The organism is Mesorhizobium sp. IMUNJ 23232 (genome assembly GCF_044326205.1).
In the GTDB taxonomy this organism is placed as follows: Bacteria; Pseudomonadota; Alphaproteobacteria; order Rhizobiales; family Rhizobiaceae; genus Kumtagia.
Map to the genome: position 1 here is coordinate 1 of NZ_JBIRCY010000049.1, position 20,526 is coordinate 20,526.

Below are 20,526 nucleotides of genomic sequence, written 5' to 3' on the forward strand. Positions count from 1 at the left end.
TCGACTGCGCGGTGTTGTTCTGGCATTGTCATGAACGTCCATCCGAGGCTCCTGGCTGGCGGTCGCGTGTGTGGTAACCGCAACCTCGCATCCAAGCCTCGGACGGACAACCTCCATAGCAATGACAGCTAGGCCGGCTCCCGCGAACTCCGCGGATCGAGATGAGGCCAATCGCAACCATCGCCCGCGGCGATGGTTTGCGGGTCTTTCCGGCCAAAACTCAGAAAAGCTTCTGTATCCAGATGGTTAGCGCGTTCACGCCGTTGTGGATCAGTGCGGCGAATTCCTTGCCTATGTCACCGGCAATCGGCAGTCCGAAATACTGCGAGATGATGAAGACGCCGAGGAAGGTAACGATCAGCGGATAGCAAAAATTGAACGTCCAGGCGACCCAGTTCGTCCGGACGATTGTCTCTTCACCAGGCTGCGCCATGTCCGCCCCGATACAATATCGGGCTGAAATTATTATTTGAATTGATAAACAGCTTATGAAGACCGTTCGATCAATCCGCGTCATCCAATCGACAGGGCCGGCATCGCGGTCATACAGTCGTTCGACTGGTTTGAAATAGTCTTCAAACCTGCCCGTCGACCCATTCGACGATCTCGGCGCCCGCCGCGCCGAAGGCAGCGTCGAGACCGCGCACATAGGCGTCGTTGCCTTCGCCCGACACTGGAGCCGATGCCCGGAACACTTTCGAAGCCTTCACGGTGCCGTTGCGGTCGTTGAGCAGGCGCACATAGATCTCGACCTCGGCATGCGTCCCGCCACCAACCCTGACCTCGAAGGCGCGGAGTTCGGCCACCACCTGATAGTCGATGGCCAGCCCCTCGCCCGGCGTGCCGACGCCGTTGAAGCCGCCGGCCGACTGGAACGCCTGCGCCAGCTTGGCCTGCACCACCAGCGGAAGCCGGTCGGCCCACTGCGCGCCCTTGAGGAACTGGATCGAGCCCGGTCCCCCAGTCCTGATGACGATGTTCTGGCCGTCCAGCGCCTTCAGCGCCCCCGGCTCGGCGATCAGGATCTGGCCGTGATGGCGGCCGCGCGCGGCAGGCGCGTCGGGCGCGGAAAGGTCATAGGTGTCGAGCGCGGGCGTACCGCCGCCAAGCACGGCGCAGCCGCCCAGCGAGAGAGCGGCCGGCAGCAAAACGGATGTAAGGCTGAGGCGCTTCACGAACAATGCAACCCGCTCACACGAATCCCCGATCGACGATCCCCATTCGTCCTCAACCTGTTTGCGGTGCACAGCCGGCGAAGTCAACGCCGGGCGCGGCCGTCATACTGGCGAACGGTGCCATCTCCACCGGTAATGATGCGCTGCGGGTTGCGCTCGAGATCGGTGATCGCCCGCTCGATGCGGTTGATCGAACGCCGCCCGTCCTGGATCAACGCCTCGGCGCCGCTCAGCCCCTGCCCCGAAAACCGCGACAGGTTTTCCATGATGGTACCCAGCCTCGAATTCAACGTCTCGGCCACCTGCCTGAAACCCTTCAACGTGTCGTTGGCATTGGTGATCAGGTTTTCGGCATTGTCCGAGCCGAGCAGGCCGTCGACCTTGGCAAGCACGCCGTCGACCCGCACCGATGCCTGGTTCAGCCGACGCATCAGTTCCGACGCGTCGCTGATCATCTGGTCGATCTGCTCGGCCTTGTTGGAGAATTTCTCGGTGACCTTGGCGACATCGGCCGCCGCCGCGTTCGCCGAGCGGCTCGCCTGCTCAATGTTCGAGATCGCACTGCGCACCTTGGCCGGATCGACACCGTCCAGCACGCCATCGACCTTGCCGAGGGTGACCTGCGTGCGTTTGGCGAACTCATTGATCGAGGCGACCGTCTCGCGGACCTCGCGCACCGTGTCGTCGAACTGCGAGCTGGTCTTGGCCAAGTCGGCGGTGAACTTGTCGACATTCTCGACCACCGTCTGCACCTTTTTTGGATCGACGGCCTTCAGGATATCCTCGGCGGCCTTCAACGTGCCGTCCAGTTTTCCCGAAACGCCGGCGAGTTCGCCCGACAGCTTCGAGACGCTGTCCAGAAACTTGTCGACCCCGTCGGAATTGCGCGCCAGCGCGCCGGAGAATTTCTCCACGTTCTGGACCGTCTGGATCAGCGGTCCCTTGGCTTCCTTTGTAAAGCCCTCCAGATCGCTAAGCACATTGTCGGCGCGGCCGAAGATGTCCTGCGCCTTCTCCAGCAGATTGGTGACGGCGGAGGGATCGGCGGTGATCTCGGCAACCGTGCCGTTGGCCTCCGCCTCGTCGAGCAGGTTTGGCTCATCCGAGTCCGAACCCTTGATCTCAAGCGTGGCTTGCCCGGTAAGGCCGGCAATGCCGATGACCGCCTTGGTCGAACGGGTGATCGGGATCAGCCGGTCGATCCGCGTATCGGCAATGGCAACGGCGGGGTTGGTCACGTCGATATAGACGCGCTGCACGTCGCCAACCTTCACGCCGTTGAAAAACACCCCGCTGCCTGGCGTCAGGCCCGATGCCGATCCGGGGATGCGCACACGCAGCAACGCGGTCTCGCCGCGATTGCCGATCTCCGCGCTCCAGTAGACGAAGGCGAAGGCGGCGAGAATCGCCACCAGGGTGAAAATGCCGACGACGACGTAGTTGGCTCTGGTTTCCATTAATTTCCGTAATTCTATTTCCGTGCGGCAAGATCAAGTTGCCGTGCACGTTTTCCGCGAAAATAGGATTTCACCCAGGGCTCCTCGCTGGCGAGCATGTCCTTGATCGTGCCTTCGACGAGCACTTTCTTCTTGCCGAGCACGGCGACACGGTCGCAGACGGAGAACAGGCTGTCGAGGTCGTGCGTCACCATGTAGACGGTCAGCCCCATCGTATCGCGCAGCTTGGCGACTAGTTCGTCGAACTCCGCCGCGCCGATCGGGTCGAGGCCCGAGGTCGGCTCGTCCAGGAACACGAGGTTGGGATCGAGCGCCAGCGCCCTGGCGAGCGCCGCGCGCTTGATCATGCCGCCCGAAAGCTCGGAAGGAAATTTCGGCGCCGCGTCGGGTGGCAATCCGACCAGCTCGATCTTCAGATAGGCGAGTTCGTCCATCAGCGACTGCGGCAGGTCGAGATATTCGCGCATCGGCACCTGGATGTTCTCCAGCACCGTCAGCGAGGAAAACAGCGCGCCCTGCTGGAACAGGACGCCGAGCCGCATGTCGATCCTCAGGCGTTCCTCTTCGCTCGCCTTGTCGACGTCCAGCCCGAACAGCTTGATCGTGCCCGCCTGCTTCTTGTTCAGGCCAAGCACTGTCCGCAGCAGCACCGACTTGCCGGCGCCGGACGCCCCGACGAAACCGAGGATCTCACCCCGCCTGATGTCGAGGTCGAGCTTGTCCAGCACGATCTTGTCGCCGAAGCCGACCGTGATGCCGCGCGCCGAGAGGATGATCTCGCCCTTCTGCCCGCTCGGCGGGTCCTCGTCTTCGGCATCCTGGGACGTTTCGCCGTGCATCTCAAAAGCCGATCTGGGCGAAGAAGATGGCAAACATGCCGTCGAGGATGACGACGACGAAGATGGATTTCACGACCGACGCCGTGACATGCAGGCCGAGCGATTCGGCGCTGCCGCCCACCTTCATGCCCTCCACCGAGGCGATGATGCCGATGATCATCGCCATGAACGGCGCCTTGATCAGGCCGGCGGCAAAGGTGCCGACGTCGATTGCCGAGCGCAGCCGGTCGATGAAGGCGGCGGGCGCGATGTCGGAATAGGTCCAGGTGATGCCGATGGCGCCGCCGATCGCCGCGAAATTGGCAAGGATGGTGAGGCAAGGAAGCGCGATCACCAGCGCGACGAGCCGCGGAAACACCAGCACGCCTATCGGGTTGAGGCCGATGACCGTCAGCGCGTCGATCTCCTCGCGCATCTTCATCGAGCCTATCTCGGCGGTGATGGCGCTGCCGGAGCGGCCGGCGATCATGATCGCGGTCATCAGCACGCCGAGTTCGCGCAGCACCAGGATGCCGACCAGGTCGACGACAAAAATGTCGGCGCCGAAATAGCGGAGCTGATAGGCGCCCTGCTGGGCGACGATGGCGCCGACGATCGTCGACATCAGCAGGATTACGGGAATAGCGCCGACGCCCATCCGGTCTATCTGGTTGAAGATGGCAGCGAGGTTGACCCCGTGGCCGCGGCCGATCTTCATCTGGCCGCCGCGGATGGTTGCGCCGAGGATGTTCATGGCCGCCAGGAAATCGTGGCCGGCCGCAAAGACGGCGCGGCCGATCCCCTCGAGGAAGCGCAAAACGATATTGGGCCGGGCCGGCGTCTCCGGCCGTTGCGTGGCCGCCGCATCGCGAATCGCCGCCAGCAGCACATCCATCGGCTGCGTCTGCCCTTCAACCGCGACCTCGGCGCCGTTCTCCTTCGCCTGTTGAACAAACCGGTCGATCAGCCAGGCGCCCGCCGTATCCATGCGCTCGATTTTCGACAGATCGAGCGCCACCTGCCGGTTGCCGGCCTTGCCGCTGATGTCGGCCATCTCCTCGTCGACATGGGCGATGTTGCGGGTCGTCCATCGTCCGGCGAGCCGGAGCTTAAGCCGGCCATCCTCTTCGGCCTGCTCGACCGACGGGCGGCCGTCGGCGGGGCGGCTTGTTTCCCTGGAGCGATTGATCAACATTGCCCAAGTCTTAGCGGCGGAATCGAAGCCTGTCACTTTGAGGGGATCATCGTGGCCGGCATGTGGAGCAGAAAAACATGGCGCGTGTCCTTTTGGTCGAGGCCGAGCGCTTCCACATCGCCGGCGCCTTCACCATTTCGCGCGGCTCCAAGACGGAAGCGGAAGTGATCTGCTGCACGATCGTCGACGGCTCGAATCGGGGGCGCGGCGAATGCGTACCGTATCGCCGCTACGGCGAAACAATCGAAGGTGTGGTTGCGGCAATCGAATCGGTCCGCCGTGAGATCGAGGCAGGCGCAAATCGCCAGACGCTGCTCGACCTCGTGCCGCCGGGCGCGGCGCGCAACGCGCTCGACTGCGCTCTGTGGGATCTGGAGGCAAAGGCAGACGGCCAGCCTGTCGCTGCAAGGCTCGGCCTCCCCGCTCCACAGCCGCTGACCACCGCCTACACGGTGTCGCTGGACACGCCGGAGAAGATGGCCGCGCAAGCGCGCGCCAACGCCCAGCGGCCGCTGCTGAAGGTCAAGATCGGCGGCGACGGTGACCTCGACCGCATTGCGGCCGTTGTTGCGGCTGCCCCGAAAAGCCGGATCATCCTCGACGCCAATGAAGGATGGACGCAAGCCAACCTCGCCGAGAACCTGCATGCCGCCGCCCGCCTCGGCATCGCCCTGGTCGAGCAGCCGCTGCCCGCCGGCAAGGATGCCGCCCTTCGCCATGTCCGGCGTCCGGTACCGGTCTGCGCCGACGAGAGCCTGCACACCGCCGACGATCTCGAAAACCTTGCCGGCCTCTACGACGCGGTCAACATCAAGCTGGACAAGACCGGCGGCCTCACTGCCGCGCTGGTGCTGCGCGACCGGGCAAAGGAACTCGGCTTTTCGATCATGGTTGGCTGCATGGTCGGCACCTCGCTGGGCATGGCGCCTGCGGTGCTTTTGGCGCAGGGCGCCGACTTCGTCGATCTCGACGGCCCGCTGCTGCTGGCGGAAGACCGCGAGCCGGCGCTCACCTATTCCGGCTCGCTTGTCTCACCGCCCCGGCCGGAGCTTTGGGGGTGAGGAGCGATCGGCCAAAGGCCGAGAAAAAGCCAATGATTTGGCTTATTCAGCGACGAACGCCCGGAGCGAAAGCGAAGGGCTAACGCTCGCAACCCGGCATCCATCCCTTAGGAGCTTCTCAAGGGCCGAGCCATCCAGACCAACACCAGGCCCACAACCGCCACGGCGATCATCGCCCAGAAACCGAACACCCCGAAGGCCGCATAGAGCGGACCTGAAAGCAGCGTGAAAGCCGCCATCGAAAAACCGGTGGCGAAGAAAGCTATGCCTTGCGCCGCGCCCGTGCGTTCCTCGGGCACGGTTTCGACGATCAGTTTCTGCACACCGATCAGGATCAGTGCGGTCGAGAATGAGTGCAGCGACTGGATGGCGAAGAAGCCGATAACGCCGATGCCAGACGGCCAGATCAGCGGAAACGCCAGCCAGCGCACGACCGCCCCCACGCCGGCCAGCGCCATCACCGCCGTCGCCGAGTGCCGCGAGAACAACCGCGTGAAGAACAGGAACATGAAGGCTTCGGCGACCACCGCCCAGGCCCACAGCAGGCCGACGGTCGTGTCGCCGATGCCGATCGATTTCCAATAGATGGAAACGAAGCTGTAGAGGAAAGCGTGGCTGCCGTTGATAACGCCCGCGCTGCCGACGACCAGCACGAAATAATGGTTGAGCAGTTTTGGCCCGGCATCCTGTATTTCCGCGGCGGACAGCGGCGACGCCTTGCGCGGACGGCCGAGCCTAGGCGCCATGAACGAAACCAGCAGCGCCACCACCAGCGAGCAACTGATGATGGCGGGGACCGATTTCTCGCTGGTCAGCGACAGGATGATGCCGCCGCCGAGATTGGCGCACAGAAAGGCGATCGAACCCCAGATCCGCATGCGTGTATAGTTCGATCCGAAGCGCCGGACGCCCGAAAGCGCCAGCGAATCGGAGAGCGGTGAATGCGGTGTCCAGGCCACCGCCAGCGCCAGCGAGACCACCAGCACCACCAGATAGGTCGGCTTGAGAAAGAAGCCGAGCGAGACCAGCAGCGCCGCCGCGACCAGCAGGATCAGCACATTCGCCCGGTCGCTCGCCTGGTCGGCCATGGCGGTGATGAAGGGCGTCGTCACCACCCGCAAGAACATTGGGGCCGAAAGGATGACCGCGATCTCCTCGGCGCCGAAACCGTTGCCTTCGAGCCACAGCGGGAAATACGGCAGATGCACCGCCTGCGGCACGAAGATCGCCGCGAAGATCAGCGATATCCGAAACTCGAAGTTTTTTGGCTTGATAAGCTGTTCGGGCGAAAGCGAAGGCAGGGGCATCATCGGTCCGGTCGGAGATTCTGACCGAACGGCCGCTCCGATTTCTCGGCACATACCATGCCGGCCGGAAGCCGCCTAACCTACGATCGAGAACACACCCTATCTCGTCGCCGGATGTGGCCAAATGGTCACGCCTCCAACCCGTCAAGCACCTTGCGCATCGGCGTCATGCGGATTGGCAGGGAAAGCACTTCGCAGTCCGTTCGAAGCTGGTCGAAAGCACCATCATGTCCGGCTTGCGACAGGTCAATGTCATGCCTATTCGTGATTCCGGCGGTCGCTTCTCCGGCAACCAATTGAAATCGCTCGATTTTAGAAGCATGACCTTGGCTGCAATCGACACCTGCGGCCCTTTGATTTCAAGGACTTACGATCAGGCGGCCTCGACCACGGAGCCGCCCTCGATCAGGCGCGGCTTGAAACCCGTCTCCTTGGGCAGGGCTTCGAACACATGCGGCCAGCGCAGTATCTCCAGCGACCCGTCGAAATTCTCGACCACTGCCGTGCAGCTTTCCACCCAGTCGCCTGTATTCACATAGGTAATTCCGTCGAACTGTTCGATCACGGCGTGGTGAATATGGCCGCAGATCACGCCATCAACTTCCGAACGGCGGGCTTCCTCGCTGAGGACTTTCTGGAAAGCGCCGATGAAATTCACCGCTTTCTTCACTTTGACCTTCGCCCAGGACGAGAACGACCAGTATGGCAGGCCAAGCACTCTCCGGATGCGGAACACCACCCGGTTGACCGAAATGGCAAAATCATAAGCCCGATCACCAAGATAGGCCAGCCAGCGAACGTTGTGCACGATGGTGTCGAACTGATCGCCATGGATCACCAAAAAGCGTTTGCCGTCCGCCGTTTCATGGATCGCCCGGTCACTGACGACGATGCCGCCGAAATGTGTACCCTGGAACTGCCGCAGGAATTCGTCATGATTTCCAGCGATATAGAAGATATTCATACCCTTGCGCGCCTGTCTCAGCAGCTTCTGGACGACGTCGTTATGCGCCTGCGGCCAGTGCCATGAGCGGCGCAGACGCCAGCCGTCGACAATATCGCCGACCAGATAAATCGTCTCCGCCTCATGGTACCGAAGGAAGTCTATGAGAAAGTCGGCCTTGGCCGCCTTCGAGCCGAGATGCAGGTCGGAGATGAAAAGTGTCTTGTATTTGTGGGGTGCTGTTTCGGACATAACAGCCTGATCCTGTTGCTGCATGTGCGCCAATGCCCAGATTCATGCAACATGCGTATGACGGTTGCGGTCGTGGCGTCCCGCGCTATAGGGTGCGCGCCTCTCAGAATGGAGGAACAGCGGAATGGATCTAGGCATTCGGGGTCGCAAGGCGATCGTCTGCGCGTCGAGCAAGGGCCTTGGCAAGGGCTGCGCCCTGGCGCTGGCGGAGAACGGCGTAAACCTCGTCGTCAACGGCCGCGACGCTGCGACCCTTGCCCACACGGCCGCCGAGATTCGCGACAGGTTCGGCGTGGAAATCATTGAAATCGCCGGAGACGTCGCCGATCCAGCCATTCAGGAGTCGCTGCTGTCGGCCTGCCCGGACCCGGACATCCTGGTCAACAACAATGCCGGCCCGCCATTTCGCGATTTCCGCGAGCTCGACCGCGCGGCGATCCTCAAGGGCGTCACCAACAACATGGTCACCCCGTTCGAACTAATCAAAGCCACCGTCGACGGCATGGCGTCGCGCGGCTTCGGCCGGATCGTCAACATCACCTCGCTGTCGGTCTATATGCCGATCCAGGGCCTCGACTTGTCTTCGGCTGCTCGGGCCGGGCTGACCTCCTTCCTGTCCGGCATCGCGCGCGGCGTTATCGACAAAAATGTCACGATTAACAATATGTTGCCTGGAAAGCTTGATACTGACCGGCTACGTGGCCCGCACGAGCCGGGCGTGCCGGAAGACCCGGAGGCGGCGCGCCAGCGCAAGGAGAGACTTGCTTCAGATATTCCTGCCAAACGATTGGGAACATTGGAAGAATTTGGTCAGATCTGCGCCTTCCTGTGTTCCGTCCACGCCGGATACCTGACAGGACAGAACATTCCGGTCGACGGTGGCGCCTATGTAAGCGCTTTCTGATATGCGCATGTCGGAAGCCGCCGCAACGGCTGGACGAAACTCTAGGGAACAGCGGTCACGGGCATGAGCGACGAAAGCACCCATACGGCGAAATCGGACCTCGACGAGGCCGCCCTGTTCTTCCACAAATACCCGACGCCCGGAAAGCTGGAGATCCAGGCGACAAAACCGTTGGGAAACCAGCGCGACCTGGCACTTGCCTATTCGCCGGGCGTGGCCGCGCCCTGCCTCGCTATCCGCGACGACCCGGCGACCGCCGCCGACTATACCGGCCGCGCCAATCTGGTCGGCGTGGTCTCCAACGGCAGCGCCGTATTAGGACTTGGCAATATAGGCCCCCTCGCTTCCAAGCCGGTGATGGAAGGCAAGGCCGTTTTGTTCAAGAAATTCGCTGGGATAGACGTGTTCGACATCGAGATCGACGCGCCGGAAATCGAACGAATGGTCGAGACGGTCGCCGCTCTGGAACCGACCTTCGGCGGCATCAATCTGGAGGACATCAAAGCGCCCGAATGTTTCGAGGTCGAGGAGCGGCTGAAGGCCCGCATGGGCATTCCGGTGTTCCATGACGACCAGCATGGCACCGCGATCATCGTCGGTGCCGCCGTGCTGAACGGACTGGAGTTCGCAGGCAAGAATATCGCGGACGTAAAGATCGTCACCTCGGGCGCGGGCGCGGCGGCGCTCGCCTGCCTCAACCTCCTGGTTTCGCTTGGCGCGAAGGTCGAGAACATCTGGGTCACCGACCGTTTCGGCGTCGCCCACAAGGGCCGCGTCGAGGAGATGGACCGCTGGAAGGACCCTTACGTCAAGGACACGGAGGCGCGCACGTTGGCCGAAGTGATCCCGGGCGCGGATGTGTTTCTCGGCCTGTCGGCGGCCGGCGTGCTGAAACCGGAACTGCTAGCGGGCATGGCGCCGAAGCCGCTGGTCCTGGCGCTGGCCAACCCGACGCCGGAGATCATGCCGGAAGTGGCGCGCGCCGCCCGGCCCGACGCCATGATCTGCACCGGTCGTTCGGATTTTCCCAACCAGGTCAACAACGTACTGTGTTTTCCTTACATTTTTCGCGGCGCGCTGGATTGCGGTGCGCGCGCCATCAACGAGGAGATGAAGATGGCGGCGGTGCGCGCCATTGCCGCGCTGGCCCGCGAAGAACCGTCGGACGTGGCGGCGCGCGCTTATTCCGGCGAGACGCCGATCTTCGGGCCGGACTTCTTGATCCCCTCGCCCTTCGATCCCCGTCTCATCCTGCGCATCGCGCCGGCGGTTGCCAGGGCCGCCTGCGAGACGGGCGTCGCATCGCGACCGATCACCGATTTTCCGGCCTATGTCGACCGGCTGAATCGCTTCGTCTTCCGCTCGGGGCTGGTGATGAAGCCGGTGTTCTCGGCGGCCAAGAACTCGACAGCGAAACGCGTCATCTATGCCGATGGCGAGGACGAGCGCGTGCTGCGCGCCGCGCAGGTGGTCATCGACGAGGGCATCGCTCAACCGATCCTGATCGGGCGCCCGGCGGTGGTGGACGTGCGCTTGAGGCGCTACGGGCTGCGCATCCGCCCGGGAACCGATTTCGAACTCATCAATCCCGAGGACGATCCGCGCTACCGCACCTATGTCGACCTGTTGATCGAACTCGCCGGCCGGCGTGGCGTAACGCAAGAAGCGGCGCGCACCATGGTGCGCACCGAGACCACGGTTATCGCCGCCCTGGCGCTGCGCCGCCACGATGCCGACGCCATGATCTGCGGCCTGGAAGGCCGTTTCGAGCGGCACCTGCGCCATGTCTCGCTGATTATCGGCGCCCGGCCGGAAGTGCGCGACCGCGACCTGTCGGCGCTCTCCATGCTGATCTCGACGCGCGGCGTGATATTTCTCACCGACACCTACGTGACGATCGACCCCACCGCCGAGGAGATCGCCGAAATGACCCTGTTGGCGGCGGAGGAAATCCGGCGTTTCGGCATCGAGCCGAAGGCCGCCCTGCTGTCCTTCTCGAATTTCGGGTCGCGCGACGCGGCGACGTCGCTCAAGATGCGCCGCGCCGCCGAAATCCTGCGGGAACAGGCGCCGGACCTCGAATGCGACGGCGAGATGCATGGCGATTCGGCGCTGTCGGAAGAACTACGCCAGCGCATCTACCCGCATTCGCGGCTGAAGGGCGAGGCCAACCTGCTGGTCTTCCCGAACCTCGACGCCGCCAACATCGCGCTGACCACGGTCAAGCAGATGATGGACGCGCTGCATGTCGGGCCAATCCTGCTCGGCACCGACCGGCCGGCGCATATTTTGACGCCGTCGGTGACCTCGCGCGGCATCGTCAACATGACGGCGCTGGCGGTGGTGGAGGCGGCGCAACAGAAAACGGCGACGGCCTGAGCCAGCCGGATTGGGCCACCGGTAGCTAGGCGGCCTGTTCCGCCTGCTTGCGCTCGATCTGGCCTATGGCGTCAACCACCGCGTCGAAGGTCAGCATGGTCGAGGCATGCCGCGCCTTGTAGTCGCGCACCGGCTCCAAATATTTCAGGTCGGCGAAGCGGCCTTCGGGCGGCGCGCCGTTTTCCTTCAGCATCTTCAGCATCGTCTCGCGTACGGCGCGCAATTCCTCAGCCGAGGCACCCACGATATGCTCGGCCATGATCGCCGAGGACGCCTGCCCGAGCGCGCAGGCTTTCACGTCATGGGCAAAATCGGTGACCACACCGTCCCGCATCGTCAGGTCAACGGTGACCGTCGAGCCGCAGAGTTTCGAATGCGCGCGGGCCGAAGCGTCGGGATGCGGCAGGCGGCCGATCCGGCCGATATTGCCGGCAAAGCCCAGGATTTTTGCGTTGTAGACGTCGTCGATCATTGGTCTTCGCCCGCATGTCGCCGCGTGCCGCAGCTTCTTCCCGAACCAATATAGGTGCTTGCCGCGCCACCTGCACATGGAATTTCCGAAGGGCATCGAACCCGCACCGCCGCGGGCGCGCTCAACACGCGGTCACCCGCCCACTTCGATGTATCGGCCTCCGGCCGCTGCCGGAGGCGCACTGCATCCGTTGCGTTTCGGTCCGCAACGCAACGGTTGCATATTCCCGTCTACCCGGCGGAGTCCGGATACGTTTTTGCGCTTTGATGTCAGTTGACGAACGATGTGTACCAAGGGAGCGTCTTTCATTCGCCCGTGCCGACCATATATAGTGAAGCGTCCGGATCGAGGCGGCCAGGCTGCCGAGGAACCGGGCAGCCGTCACGCCGCTTTTCGGACACCGCAGGGTCAGGTGCCCGCGAAAGGCAGTGGTCCGTTCAACTCGTCGCCCCGCAAGCGGGCGACTACGGGAGACTCCTTTCATGGACGCCGTCGTCAAGAAGATCATGCCGCGCTCCGACTTCATGGACAAGCCGGAGACGCATCGCCCTACCGAAGCCGAGGTCGAAGCCGCCGTGCTCACCCTGCTGCGCTGGACCGGCGACAATCCGGACCGCGAGGGGCTCAAGGACACGCCGAAGCGCGTGGCGAAGGCCTACCTAGAAATGTTCAACGGCTACGACATGTGCCCGGCCGACGAGCTTGGCCGCACCTTCGAGGAAGTGGCCGGCTACGACGACCTGGTGATTGTGCGCGACATAAAATTCCATTCGCATTGCGAGCACCACATGGTGCCGATCATCGGCAAGGCGCATGTCGGCTACTTGCCGGACGGCAAGGTCGTCGGCCTGTCGAAGATCGCCCGCGTCGTCGACATTTTTGCCCATCGCCTGCAGACGCAAGAGGCGCTGACCGCACAGATCGCCGCCGTAATCCAGGAAGTGCTCAACCCGCGCGGGGTTGCGGTGATGATCGAGGCCGAGCATATGTGCATGGCGATGCGCGGCATCCGCAAGCAGGGGTCTACCACTCTGACTTCGACCTTCACCGGTGTGTTCAAGGACAATCCCGAGGAACAGATCCGGTTCTTGACCATGGTCCGGGGAGGCTACGGGACTTAAGTCCCGCTGCCCCACCGGCTTCAGAGGAGCCGGTGATGCCGGATTTTTTTCCAAAACCCTCCGCCGACAAGCACCTGCTGGAGAGCGGCACCGTTCTTTCGCCTCGCTTCGACGCAGCGGGTCTCGTCACGGCCGTCGTCACCGACGCCGACGACGGCACGCTGCTGATGGTCGCGCATATGAATGCCGAGGCGCTGTCGCTGACGCTCAGGACCGGGATTGGCCATTTCTGGTCACGATCGCGTGCGTCGATCTGGAAAAAGGGAGAAACGTCGGGCAACTTGCTGAATGTCATGGAAATGCGAGCCGATTGCGATCAGGACGCAATCTGGTTGCGCGTGAAAGTGGCGGGGGACGGTGCGACGTGCCACACAGGCCGGCGTTCCTGCTTTTACAGGGTTGTGGATTTTACGGACGGGGAACCAAGCCTCCGCGATGACGGCAGCGCCATACTGTCAGGCGCCACACCGCATTCGCATGGTTAGCTGGCACATCTCTTTCCGCTTCCGGAAGCAGACCCTTCATGCTTTGGATACGGCCGTGGCCGTATAAGCGTTGGGGAGACGTGGGAGTAGAAGATGCTCGAATGGGCGTCGCGCAGAAACAGATCATTCGATACGGGCGGGGCCGGCGGCACGGTTGTACACGCGCCTGAAAAGGCGCCCCTGCTGCCAAAGAAATCCGGCATAGCGCTGGCGCTCGGCGGCGGCGCTGCCCGCGGCTGGGCGCATATCGGAGTGCTGCGGGCACTGGATGAGGCCAGCATCGAGATCAACATGATCGCCGGCACATCGATCGGCGCGCTGGTCGGCGGCTGTTACCTGGCCGGCAAGCTCGACCAGATCGAAGAGTTCGCCCGCAGCCTGACCAAGCGGCGCATCTTCGGCCTGCTCGATTTCCATTTCGGCGGCAACGGCCTGTTCGGCGGCATGAAGCTCGACGCCCGCATGCAAGAGCATCTGAACGGCACGCGTTTCGAGGACCTGCCGAAACCCTTCGTCTGCGTGGCGACCGAAATCCGCACCGGCCACGAGATCTGGCTGTCCAGCGGCGCGCTGATTACCGCGATGCGCGCCTCCTACGCGCTTCCCGGCGTGTTCGAGCCGGTCACCGCCAACAAGCGTGTGCTGGTCGACGGCGCACTGGTCAATCCCGTCCCGGTCTCGGTCTGCCGCGCCTATGAGCAGCCTCTGGTGGTGGCGGTCAACCTGCACTACGACCTGTTCGGCCGCGCCGCCGTGATCAAGCACAGCGCCGGCGAGCTGGTGGTCGAGAGCGACGGCCATTCGCGTGGCAACCGGGAATCCCGCCTCGGCATCAGCGGGGTCATGGTCGAGGCGTTCAACATCATCCAGGACCGCATCTCGCGTGCCCGGCTTGCTGGCGACCCGCCGGATCTGTCGTTGCAGCCGAAGCTTGGCCACATCGGCCTGTCGGAATTCCATCGCGCCGACGAATCGATCCGCATCGGCTACGAGACGACCAGGGAACGGCTGGGCGAACTCTTCCGGCTGCAGAGCGTGCTCGAAGAGACGCAGCCGTAGCCTTGTAGTGCGAATATCAGCCGAGGCTACATTTTGACGCCCGCTGACGGTTCTCAGGCCGGGCTAGCCGCAGCGTCGACCACCCTGAACTGCACGCTGCGCGCGCCGTTCCAGTAGTTCGCCTGCACCTGGCCGGCGACGTGGACACGGTTTCCCCGGTTCTTGCCCAGGAATTCGCCGAGATCGCTGCCGGCGGCGCGGAAGGCCATGGCCTGGATCGAGCCGCCCGCGTCGGAGCGCAGGTCGAGGCGCAGATGCGTGCTGCCGACCGGGCGCACGTCGCGCAACTGGTGCCGGGGCAGCACGAACATCGGCGGCGGATAACCCGAGCCGAACGGACCCGCCTGTTCCAGCGCGTCGAGCAGTTTTTGCGTCGCGCCTTCCGCCGAAAGCGCGGCATCGATCAGCAGGCTTTCCTCGTCGCGCAGCCGCGTCACCTCGGTCGCCGCCCTTTCTTCGAAGAAAGCACGCAATTCGCCGAGCTTTGCCCGCTGTACTGTGATGCCGGCCGCCATGGCGTGGCCGCCGCCCTTGTCGATCAGGCCCAGCGCGAAAGCGTCGCGCACCAGCCGGCCGAGGTCGAAGCCTGGCACGGAGCGTCCCGAACCGGTGCCGGTGCCGTTCGGATTGAATGCAATGGCGAAGGCTGGGCGCCGCGCATGATCCTTCAGCCGCGACGCCAGCAGGCCGACGATACCTGGATGCCAGCCGTCGCTGCCGGTCACCAGCACCGCCGGACCCGTTCCGCCCGCAAGCTCGGCGTCGGCCTCGGCACGCGCCTGCTCGAGCATCACCTGTTCCAGCGCCTGGCGCTCCTGGTTCAGCCGGTCGAGCACGGCGGCAATCTTCTCCGCCTCGACCGGATCGTCTGTCGCCAGAAGCCGGCTGCCAAGTGCCGCGTCACCGATACGGCCGCCGGCATTGATGCGCGGGCCGATGAGGAAGGCGAGGTGGAAGGCGTTGACCGGTTCGCCGATGCGCGCCGCGCGCGCCAGCGCCGCCAGTCCGGCATTGCGCTGCTGGCGGATGGCGAGCAGGCCCTTAACGACAAAGGCACGATTGACGCCGGTCAGCGACACCACATCGCAGACCGTCGCCAGCGCGACGAGATCGAGCATCGACAGGAGGTCGGCCTGCGGCAGGTCCGGGCGGCGGCGCAGGATACGTGCCGTCTGCACCAGCGCCAGGAAGACGACGCCAGCGGCGCACAAATGTCCCTGCCCCGACAGGTCGTCCTCACGGTTGGGATTGACGATCGGCACGCCCTCGGGCAGCGCGCCGCCGACCTGATGGTGGTCAAGCACCACGACGTCGGCACCCGCCTCTCGCGCCGCCACGATCGAGGCAGCACTGTTGGTGCCGCAGTCCACAGTGACGATGAGACTGGCGCCACGCGCCACCAGTTCGCGCATGGCGTCGGGATTCGGTCCGTAACCCTCGAAGATGCGGTCGGGAATGTAGATTTCGGATTCGATGCCGAAATGTGCGAGAAACCGCTTCAGCAGCGCTGAGGACGCCGCGCCGTCAACGTCATAGTCGCCGAAGATCGCCACCTTCTCGCGGCGCGTGACGGCATCGGCGAGCCGGGCGGCGGCCGCCTCCATATCCGTCAGAGTCGCGGGGTCGGGCAGCAAGTCACGTATGGTCGGATCGAGAAAGCGCTCGACCGTATCGGCGGCGACATTGCGTCCGGCAAGTACACGCGCCACGATGTCGGGCACGCCATGTCCCTGCGCGATGGCAAGCGCGGACATCTCCTGACGGTCGTTCAGCCTATGCACCCAGGCGACGCCGGTCGCGGAGCGGCGCACGCCGAGGAAGAAGCGTTTTTCGGCGCTCATGCTGATGGCTTCGGCGCAGCGGTCGCCATCAGGCTCCAGGTTGCCGTCCTTGCGGTGCTCAAAGCCGTTCCAGATCCCGATGCCGGGCGCGGATTTCCCGCACGGTGCGGGACGAGGAGCGTAGCACGATCGTATCGGTGGTGATCACATCGCGGCCGAAACGCACGCCGGCGAGCAGATTGCCGTCGGTGACGCCGGTCGCCGCGAAGATGACGTCGCCCTTCGCCATGTCCTCGGCGGAATAGACCTTGTCGAAGTCGGTGATGCCCATCTTGGCGGCCCGCGCCTTCTTGTCCGGCGTGTCGAGGATCAACCGCCCCTGCATCTGGCCGCCGATGCAGCGCAGGGCTGCCGCCGCCAGCACGCCTTCCGACGCACCGCCCGAGCCGAGGTAGATGTCGACGCCGGTCTCGCCCGGTTCGGTGGCATGGATGACGCCTGCAACGTCGCCGTCGCCGATCAGCCGGATCGCCGCGCCCGCCTCGCGCACCGCTTCGATCAGTCGCGCATGGCGTGGACGGTCGAGAATGCAGGCGGTGATCTCGCCGACCGGGACGCCCTTGGCCTTGGCGAGATTCTCGATGTTTTCACGCGGCGAGGCGTCGATGTCGACCGTGCCGGCCGCGAAGCCCGGGCCGATGGCGATTTTCTGCATGTAGACATTCGGCGCGAACAGCAGGCTGCCTTTCGCCGCCACTGCGATCACCGACAGCGCGTTTGGCAGGTTCTTTGCGCAGACCGTCGTCCCCTCCAGCGAATCCAGCGCGATGTCGACATCCGGGCCGCCACCCTTGCCGAGGGTCTCGCCGATGTAGAGCGTCGGCGTCTCGTCCTGCTCGCCCTCGCCGATCACCACGGTGCCCTTGATCGGCAGCTTGTCCAGTTCCATGCGCATGGCCGACGCGGCGGCCTCGTCCGCCGCCTTCTCGTCGCCTCGGCCGCGAAAGCGTGCCGCTGCGATCGCCGCGCGTTCGGTGACGCGCACGATCTCCATTGCTAGGATGCGGTCGAGGCCGCCAGCACCCTTGACCATCCGTTCTTCTCCTCCCGTGCGGATTGGGTTGTTGTCGCAAAGTCGCTGATGCCGGGCAAGACCGGGCATTGCCGACTGAATACCACAACCCTGAATGGTTGGCGGCCAGCGCGGTCCTAATCCGCCCGCTCGATGCGGATGACCTGCGGCTTGTCTGTCAAATGGCCGTCCTTGGTGATGCCGTCGACGGCTTTCCGCACCGCCGCTTCCGTTGTCTCGTGGGTGACCAGGATGACGGTCTTGATCGCATCGCCATTGGATTCAACGGCGCGCTGGACGATCGATTCCAGCGAGATCTGGTTGTCGGCCATGCGCTTCGCAACCGCGGCGAAAACGCCGACTCGGTCGTGCACGGTCAGGCGGATGAAATAGCCGCCCTCATGGCTGCGCATCTTGGCCTGCTTGTAGGGTTTCAGTTCCTTGGCGGGCCGCCCGAACACCGGACCGTGCTGGAAACCCGGCCGGCTTTTCGCGATGTCGGCGATGTCGCCGACCACCGCCGAGGCGGTGGCGTTACCGCCGGCGCCGGGACCTGAGAGCAGCAACTCGCCCAAAATGTCGGTCTCGATCGCCACCGCGTTGGTGACACCGTGGACCTGCGCGATGACCGATGCGGTCGGCACCATGGTCGGATGCACGCGCTGCTCGATGCCGCTGTCGGTGCGTTGCGCCACGCCGAGCAGCTTTATCCGGTAGCCGAGCTCACCCGCCGCGCGGATATCGGCCTGGGTGATGTTGGAGATACCCTCCAGATAGATGTCATCGGCCGCGATCTTCGTGCCGAAGGCGAGGCTGGTGAGGATCGACAGCTTGTGCGCGGTGTCGTGGCCTTCGATATCGAAGGTTGGGTCGGCCTCGGCATAGCCGAGCCGCTGCGCGTCCTTCAGCACCTCGTCGAAATTGATGCCTTCGGCCTCCATGCGCGTCAGGATGTAGTTGCAGGTGCCGTTGAGGATACCGAAGACGCGTGACACGGTGTTGCCCGCCAGCGCCTCGCGCATCGTCTTGATCACCGGAATGCCGCCGGCCACCGCCGCCTCGTAGTTGAGCAGAACGCCCTTCTTCTCGGCGATCTCGGCCAGCGCCACGCCATGTTTTGCCAGCAGCGCCTTGTTGGCGGTCACCACATGGCGGCCGGCTTCGAGCGCGGCCTTGACGCTGGCAAGTGCTGGACCATCATTGCCGCCGATCAGTTCGACGAACACGTCGACATCGGCCTTGGCGGCAAGTTCGACAGAATCGTCGAACCATGCGGCGCCGGAAAGATCGAAGCCGCGGTCGCGTGTCTTATCGCGGGCCGATACAGCGGTCACGACGACGTCGCGGCCGCACTGGCGGGTCAGTTCCGCGCGCTTGGTCTCGATGACGCGCGCCACCGACGCGCCAACCGTGCCGAGCCCGGCTATCCCAACACGCAAAGCTTCGGCCATGACCGGTCTGCCCTGAAACTGGATTGAAAGGAAAGACGTGTGCCGTCAGCGCCGGGCGGCGAGCGGCACGACGTTATTGGGCTGCTTTTCCGCCGACATCAGGAAGCGTTTGATGTTGCGGGCTGCCTGGCGGATGCGGTGCTCGTTCTCGACCAGCGCAATGCGTACAAAATCGTCGCCGTGCTCGCCGAATCCGACGCCCGGCGCCACCGCTACGTCCGCGTGCTCGATCAGCAGCTTGGAAAACTCCAGCGAACCAAGATGCCGGAACGGCTCGGGGATCGGCGCCCAGGCGAACATCGATGCGGCCGGCGCCGGCATTGCCCAGCCCGAGCGGGCGAAGGTGTCGATCATCACGTCGCGGCGCTTGTGGTAGACGTCGCGCACTTCCTCGATGTCGGCGCCGTCGCCGTTGAGCGCATGGGCCGCGGCAACCTGGATCGGCGTGAACGCGCCATAGTCGAGATAGGATTTGACCCGCGTCAGCGCCGAGATCAGCCGCTCGTTGCCGACGGCAAAGCCCATGCGCCAGCCGGGCATGGAAAACGTCTTCGACATCGAGGTGAATTCGACGGTAACATCGATCGCACCCGGAACCTGCAGCACGGAAGGCGGCGGGTTGCCGTCGAAATAGATCTCCGAATAGGCAAGGTCGGACAGGATGATGATGTCGTTCTTCTTGGCGAAGGCGACGACGTCCTTGTAGAAGTCGAGGCTCGCCACCAACGCGGTCGGGTTCGACGGATAGTTGAGGATCAGCGCCAGGGGCTTCGGGATCGAATGACGGATGCCGCGCTCCAGTGCCGGAATGAAGCCGTCGTCCGGCTCGACCTGCAGCGAGCGGATGACGCCGCCCGACATGATGAAACCGAAGGCATGGATCGGATAGGTCGGGTTCGGGCACATGATCACGTCGCCTGGGGCGGTGATCGCCTGCGCCATATTGGCGAAACCTTCCTTGGAGCCAAGCGTAGCGACGATCTGGGTTTCCGGATCGAGCTTCACGCCGAAGCGGCGGGCGTAGTAGCTCGCCTGGGCGCGGCGCAAGCCGGGGATGCCGCGCGACGAGGAATAGCGATGGGTGCGCGGGTCGCGAACGACTTCGCAGAGTTTGTCGACGATGGCTTTCGGTGTCGGCAGGTCGGGATTGCCCATGCCGAGATCGATGATGTCGGCGCCCTTCGAACGGGCTGACGCCTTCAACCGGTTGACCTGCTCGAACACGTAGGGCGGAAGCCGGCGAACCTTGTGAAACTCTTCCATTGTCGATCCACGAAGCAGGGGGCGAGATTGGCGGCGCGTATATACCCAATGTAAGGCGAGGTCGAGGCCGTCACTGAGCCTTGATCGCGTCCAGCGTATCGGCGCCCTGCTCCTCCGCAAGCCTCCTCAGCCGCGCCGGGTCGCCCTTGGTCCCGGCGCCGCGTCCGGAGGCCGTCTGCCGCGCCTGAGCGGAAGCGATACGGCCGGTCAGATTTGCCTTGTCGTCTTCGCTCAGCGGCTTGGCCGCGACTTGCGGCGGCACGTTGAGATTCGGATAAGTGCCGGTGTCGATCGCCCCGCCTTGGGAAACGATGGGCATCGCCGTGTCCGA

General features: G+C 64.0%; 19 protein-coding genes. 6 read left to right on the forward strand and 13 right to left on the reverse strand.

Annotated features, from left to right (window positions below; genetic code table 11):
* Window positions 1-220 precede the first annotated feature (220 nt).
* The 5 genes from ACH196_RS28020 to ACH196_RS28040 form a co-directional block, all read right to left on the reverse strand.
* Window positions 221-433, reverse strand: a complete 213-nt coding sequence (locus ACH196_RS28020; RefSeq protein WP_396650134.1) for a hypothetical protein — start codon at window positions 431-433, stop codon at window positions 221-223.
* A gap of 142 nt (window positions 434-575) precedes the next feature.
* On the reverse strand, window positions 576-1,175 hold the full coding sequence (locus ACH196_RS28025; protein WP_396650135.1) for an ABC-type transport auxiliary lipoprotein family protein: 600 nt from the start codon (window positions 1,173-1,175) through the stop codon (window positions 576-578).
* Between the two features lie 83 nt (window positions 1,176-1,258).
* Window positions 1,259-2,632, reverse strand: coding sequence for an MlaD family protein (locus ACH196_RS28030; protein WP_396650136.1), 1,374 nt, complete (start codon window positions 2,630-2,632; stop codon window positions 1,259-1,261).
* A gap of 14 nt (window positions 2,633-2,646) precedes the next feature.
* On the reverse strand, window positions 2,647-3,471 hold the full coding sequence (locus ACH196_RS28035) for an ABC transporter ATP-binding protein (RefSeq protein WP_396650137.1): 825 nt from the start codon (window positions 3,469-3,471) through the stop codon (window positions 2,647-2,649).
* Window position 3,472: 1 nt separating this feature from the next.
* On the reverse strand, window positions 3,473-4,645 hold the full coding sequence (locus ACH196_RS28040) for an ABC transporter permease (protein ID WP_396650138.1): 1,173 nt from the start codon (window positions 4,643-4,645) through the stop codon (window positions 3,473-3,475).
* 77 nt (window positions 4,646-4,722) lie between these two features.
* On the opposite strand from ACH196_RS28040, the gene dgcA reads away from it, so the two are divergent.
* Window positions 4,723-5,706 carry an N-acetyl-D-Glu racemase DgcA gene (gene dgcA, locus ACH196_RS28045; RefSeq protein WP_396650139.1) on the forward strand — a complete coding sequence of 328 codons (984 nt, stop codon included), beginning with the start codon at window positions 4,723-4,725 and terminating at the stop codon, window positions 5,704-5,706.
* A 107-nt stretch (window positions 5,707-5,813) separates the two neighbouring features.
* On the opposite strand, the gene ACH196_RS28050 is transcribed toward dgcA, so the two are convergent.
* Window positions 5,814-7,013 carry an MFS transporter gene (locus ACH196_RS28050; RefSeq protein WP_396650140.1) on the reverse strand — a complete coding sequence of 400 codons (1,200 nt, stop codon included), beginning with the start codon at window positions 7,011-7,013 and terminating at the stop codon, window positions 5,814-5,816.
* A 373-nt stretch (window positions 7,014-7,386) separates the two neighbouring features.
* Window positions 7,387-8,208: a UDP-2,3-diacylglucosamine diphosphatase gene (locus tag ACH196_RS28055; RefSeq protein ID WP_396650141.1), complete on the reverse strand. Its 822-nt coding sequence runs from the start codon at window positions 8,206-8,208 to the stop codon at window positions 7,387-7,389.
* Window positions 8,209-8,332: 124 nt separating this feature from the next.
* Between ACH196_RS28055 and ACH196_RS28060 the strand changes: the two genes are divergently transcribed.
* Together ACH196_RS28060 and ACH196_RS28065 are read left to right on the forward strand one after the other, a co-directional pair.
* Window positions 8,333-9,112 (forward strand): SDR family oxidoreductase, encoded by a 780-nt coding sequence (locus ACH196_RS28060; RefSeq protein ID WP_396650142.1) that lies wholly within the window; start codon window positions 8,333-8,335, stop codon window positions 9,110-9,112.
* A gap of 63 nt (window positions 9,113-9,175) precedes the next feature.
* The gene (locus ACH196_RS28065) at window positions 9,176-11,491 is read left to right on the forward strand and encodes an NADP-dependent malic enzyme (protein WP_396650143.1); all 2,316 of its coding nucleotides are present in this window, start codon (window positions 9,176-9,178) and stop codon (window positions 11,489-11,491) included.
* A gap of 25 nt (window positions 11,492-11,516) precedes the next feature.
* Here ACH196_RS28065 and ACH196_RS28070 read toward each other — a convergent pair whose 3' ends face one another.
* Window positions 11,517-11,963, reverse strand: coding sequence for an iron-sulfur cluster assembly scaffold protein (locus ACH196_RS28070; protein WP_396650144.1), 447 nt, complete (start codon window positions 11,961-11,963; stop codon window positions 11,517-11,519).
* A 482-nt stretch (window positions 11,964-12,445) separates the two neighbouring features.
* Here ACH196_RS28070 and folE point away from each other — a divergent pair, with 482 nt between their 5' ends.
* The 3 genes from folE (at window position 12,446) to ACH196_RS28085 (ending at window position 14,628) form a co-directional block, all read left to right on the forward strand.
* On the forward strand, window positions 12,446-13,084 hold the full coding sequence (folE, locus tag ACH196_RS28075) for a GTP cyclohydrolase I FolE (RefSeq protein WP_396650145.1): 639 nt from the start codon (window positions 12,446-12,448) through the stop codon (window positions 13,082-13,084).
* Between the two features lie 35 nt (window positions 13,085-13,119).
* Window positions 13,120-13,569 carry a phosphoribosyl-AMP cyclohydrolase gene (gene hisI, locus ACH196_RS28080; RefSeq protein WP_396650146.1) on the forward strand — a complete coding sequence of 150 codons (450 nt, stop codon included), beginning with the start codon at window positions 13,120-13,122 and terminating at the stop codon, window positions 13,567-13,569.
* A gap of 93 nt (window positions 13,570-13,662) precedes the next feature.
* The gene (locus ACH196_RS28085; protein WP_396650147.1) at window positions 13,663-14,628 is read left to right on the forward strand and encodes a patatin family protein; all 966 of its coding nucleotides are present in this window, start codon (window positions 13,663-13,665) and stop codon (window positions 14,626-14,628) included.
* 53 nt (window positions 14,629-14,681) lie between these two features.
* Here ACH196_RS28085 and recJ read toward each other — a convergent pair whose 3' ends face one another.
* The 5 genes from recJ to ACH196_RS28110 all read right to left on the reverse strand — a co-directional run bounded on the left by recJ (window position 14,682) and on the right by ACH196_RS28110 (window position 20,514).
* Complete coding sequence (gene recJ / locus ACH196_RS28090; protein WP_396650148.1) at window positions 14,682-16,469, reverse strand: single-stranded-DNA-specific exonuclease RecJ; 1,788 nt, start codon at window positions 16,467-16,469, stop codon at window positions 14,682-14,684.
* A gap of 58 nt (window positions 16,470-16,527) precedes the next feature.
* Window positions 16,528-17,502, reverse strand: coding sequence for a class II fructose-bisphosphatase (gene glpX, locus ACH196_RS28095; protein ID WP_396650149.1), 975 nt, complete (start codon window positions 17,500-17,502; stop codon window positions 16,528-16,530).
* Window positions 17,503-17,618: 116 nt separating this feature from the next.
* On the reverse strand, window positions 17,619-18,932 hold the full coding sequence (locus tag ACH196_RS28100) for a homoserine dehydrogenase (RefSeq protein ID WP_396650150.1): 1,314 nt from the start codon (window positions 18,930-18,932) through the stop codon (window positions 17,619-17,621).
* Between the two features lie 45 nt (window positions 18,933-18,977).
* On the reverse strand, window positions 18,978-20,195 hold the full coding sequence (locus tag ACH196_RS28105) for an LL-diaminopimelate aminotransferase (RefSeq protein WP_396650151.1): 1,218 nt from the start codon (window positions 20,193-20,195) through the stop codon (window positions 18,978-18,980).
* Window positions 20,196-20,265: 70 nt separating this feature from the next.
* Entirely contained in the window at window positions 20,266-20,514 is a 249-nt protein-coding gene (locus tag ACH196_RS28110) for a hypothetical protein (RefSeq protein ID WP_396650152.1), read from the reverse strand.
* Window positions 20,515-20,526 lie beyond the last annotated feature (12 nt).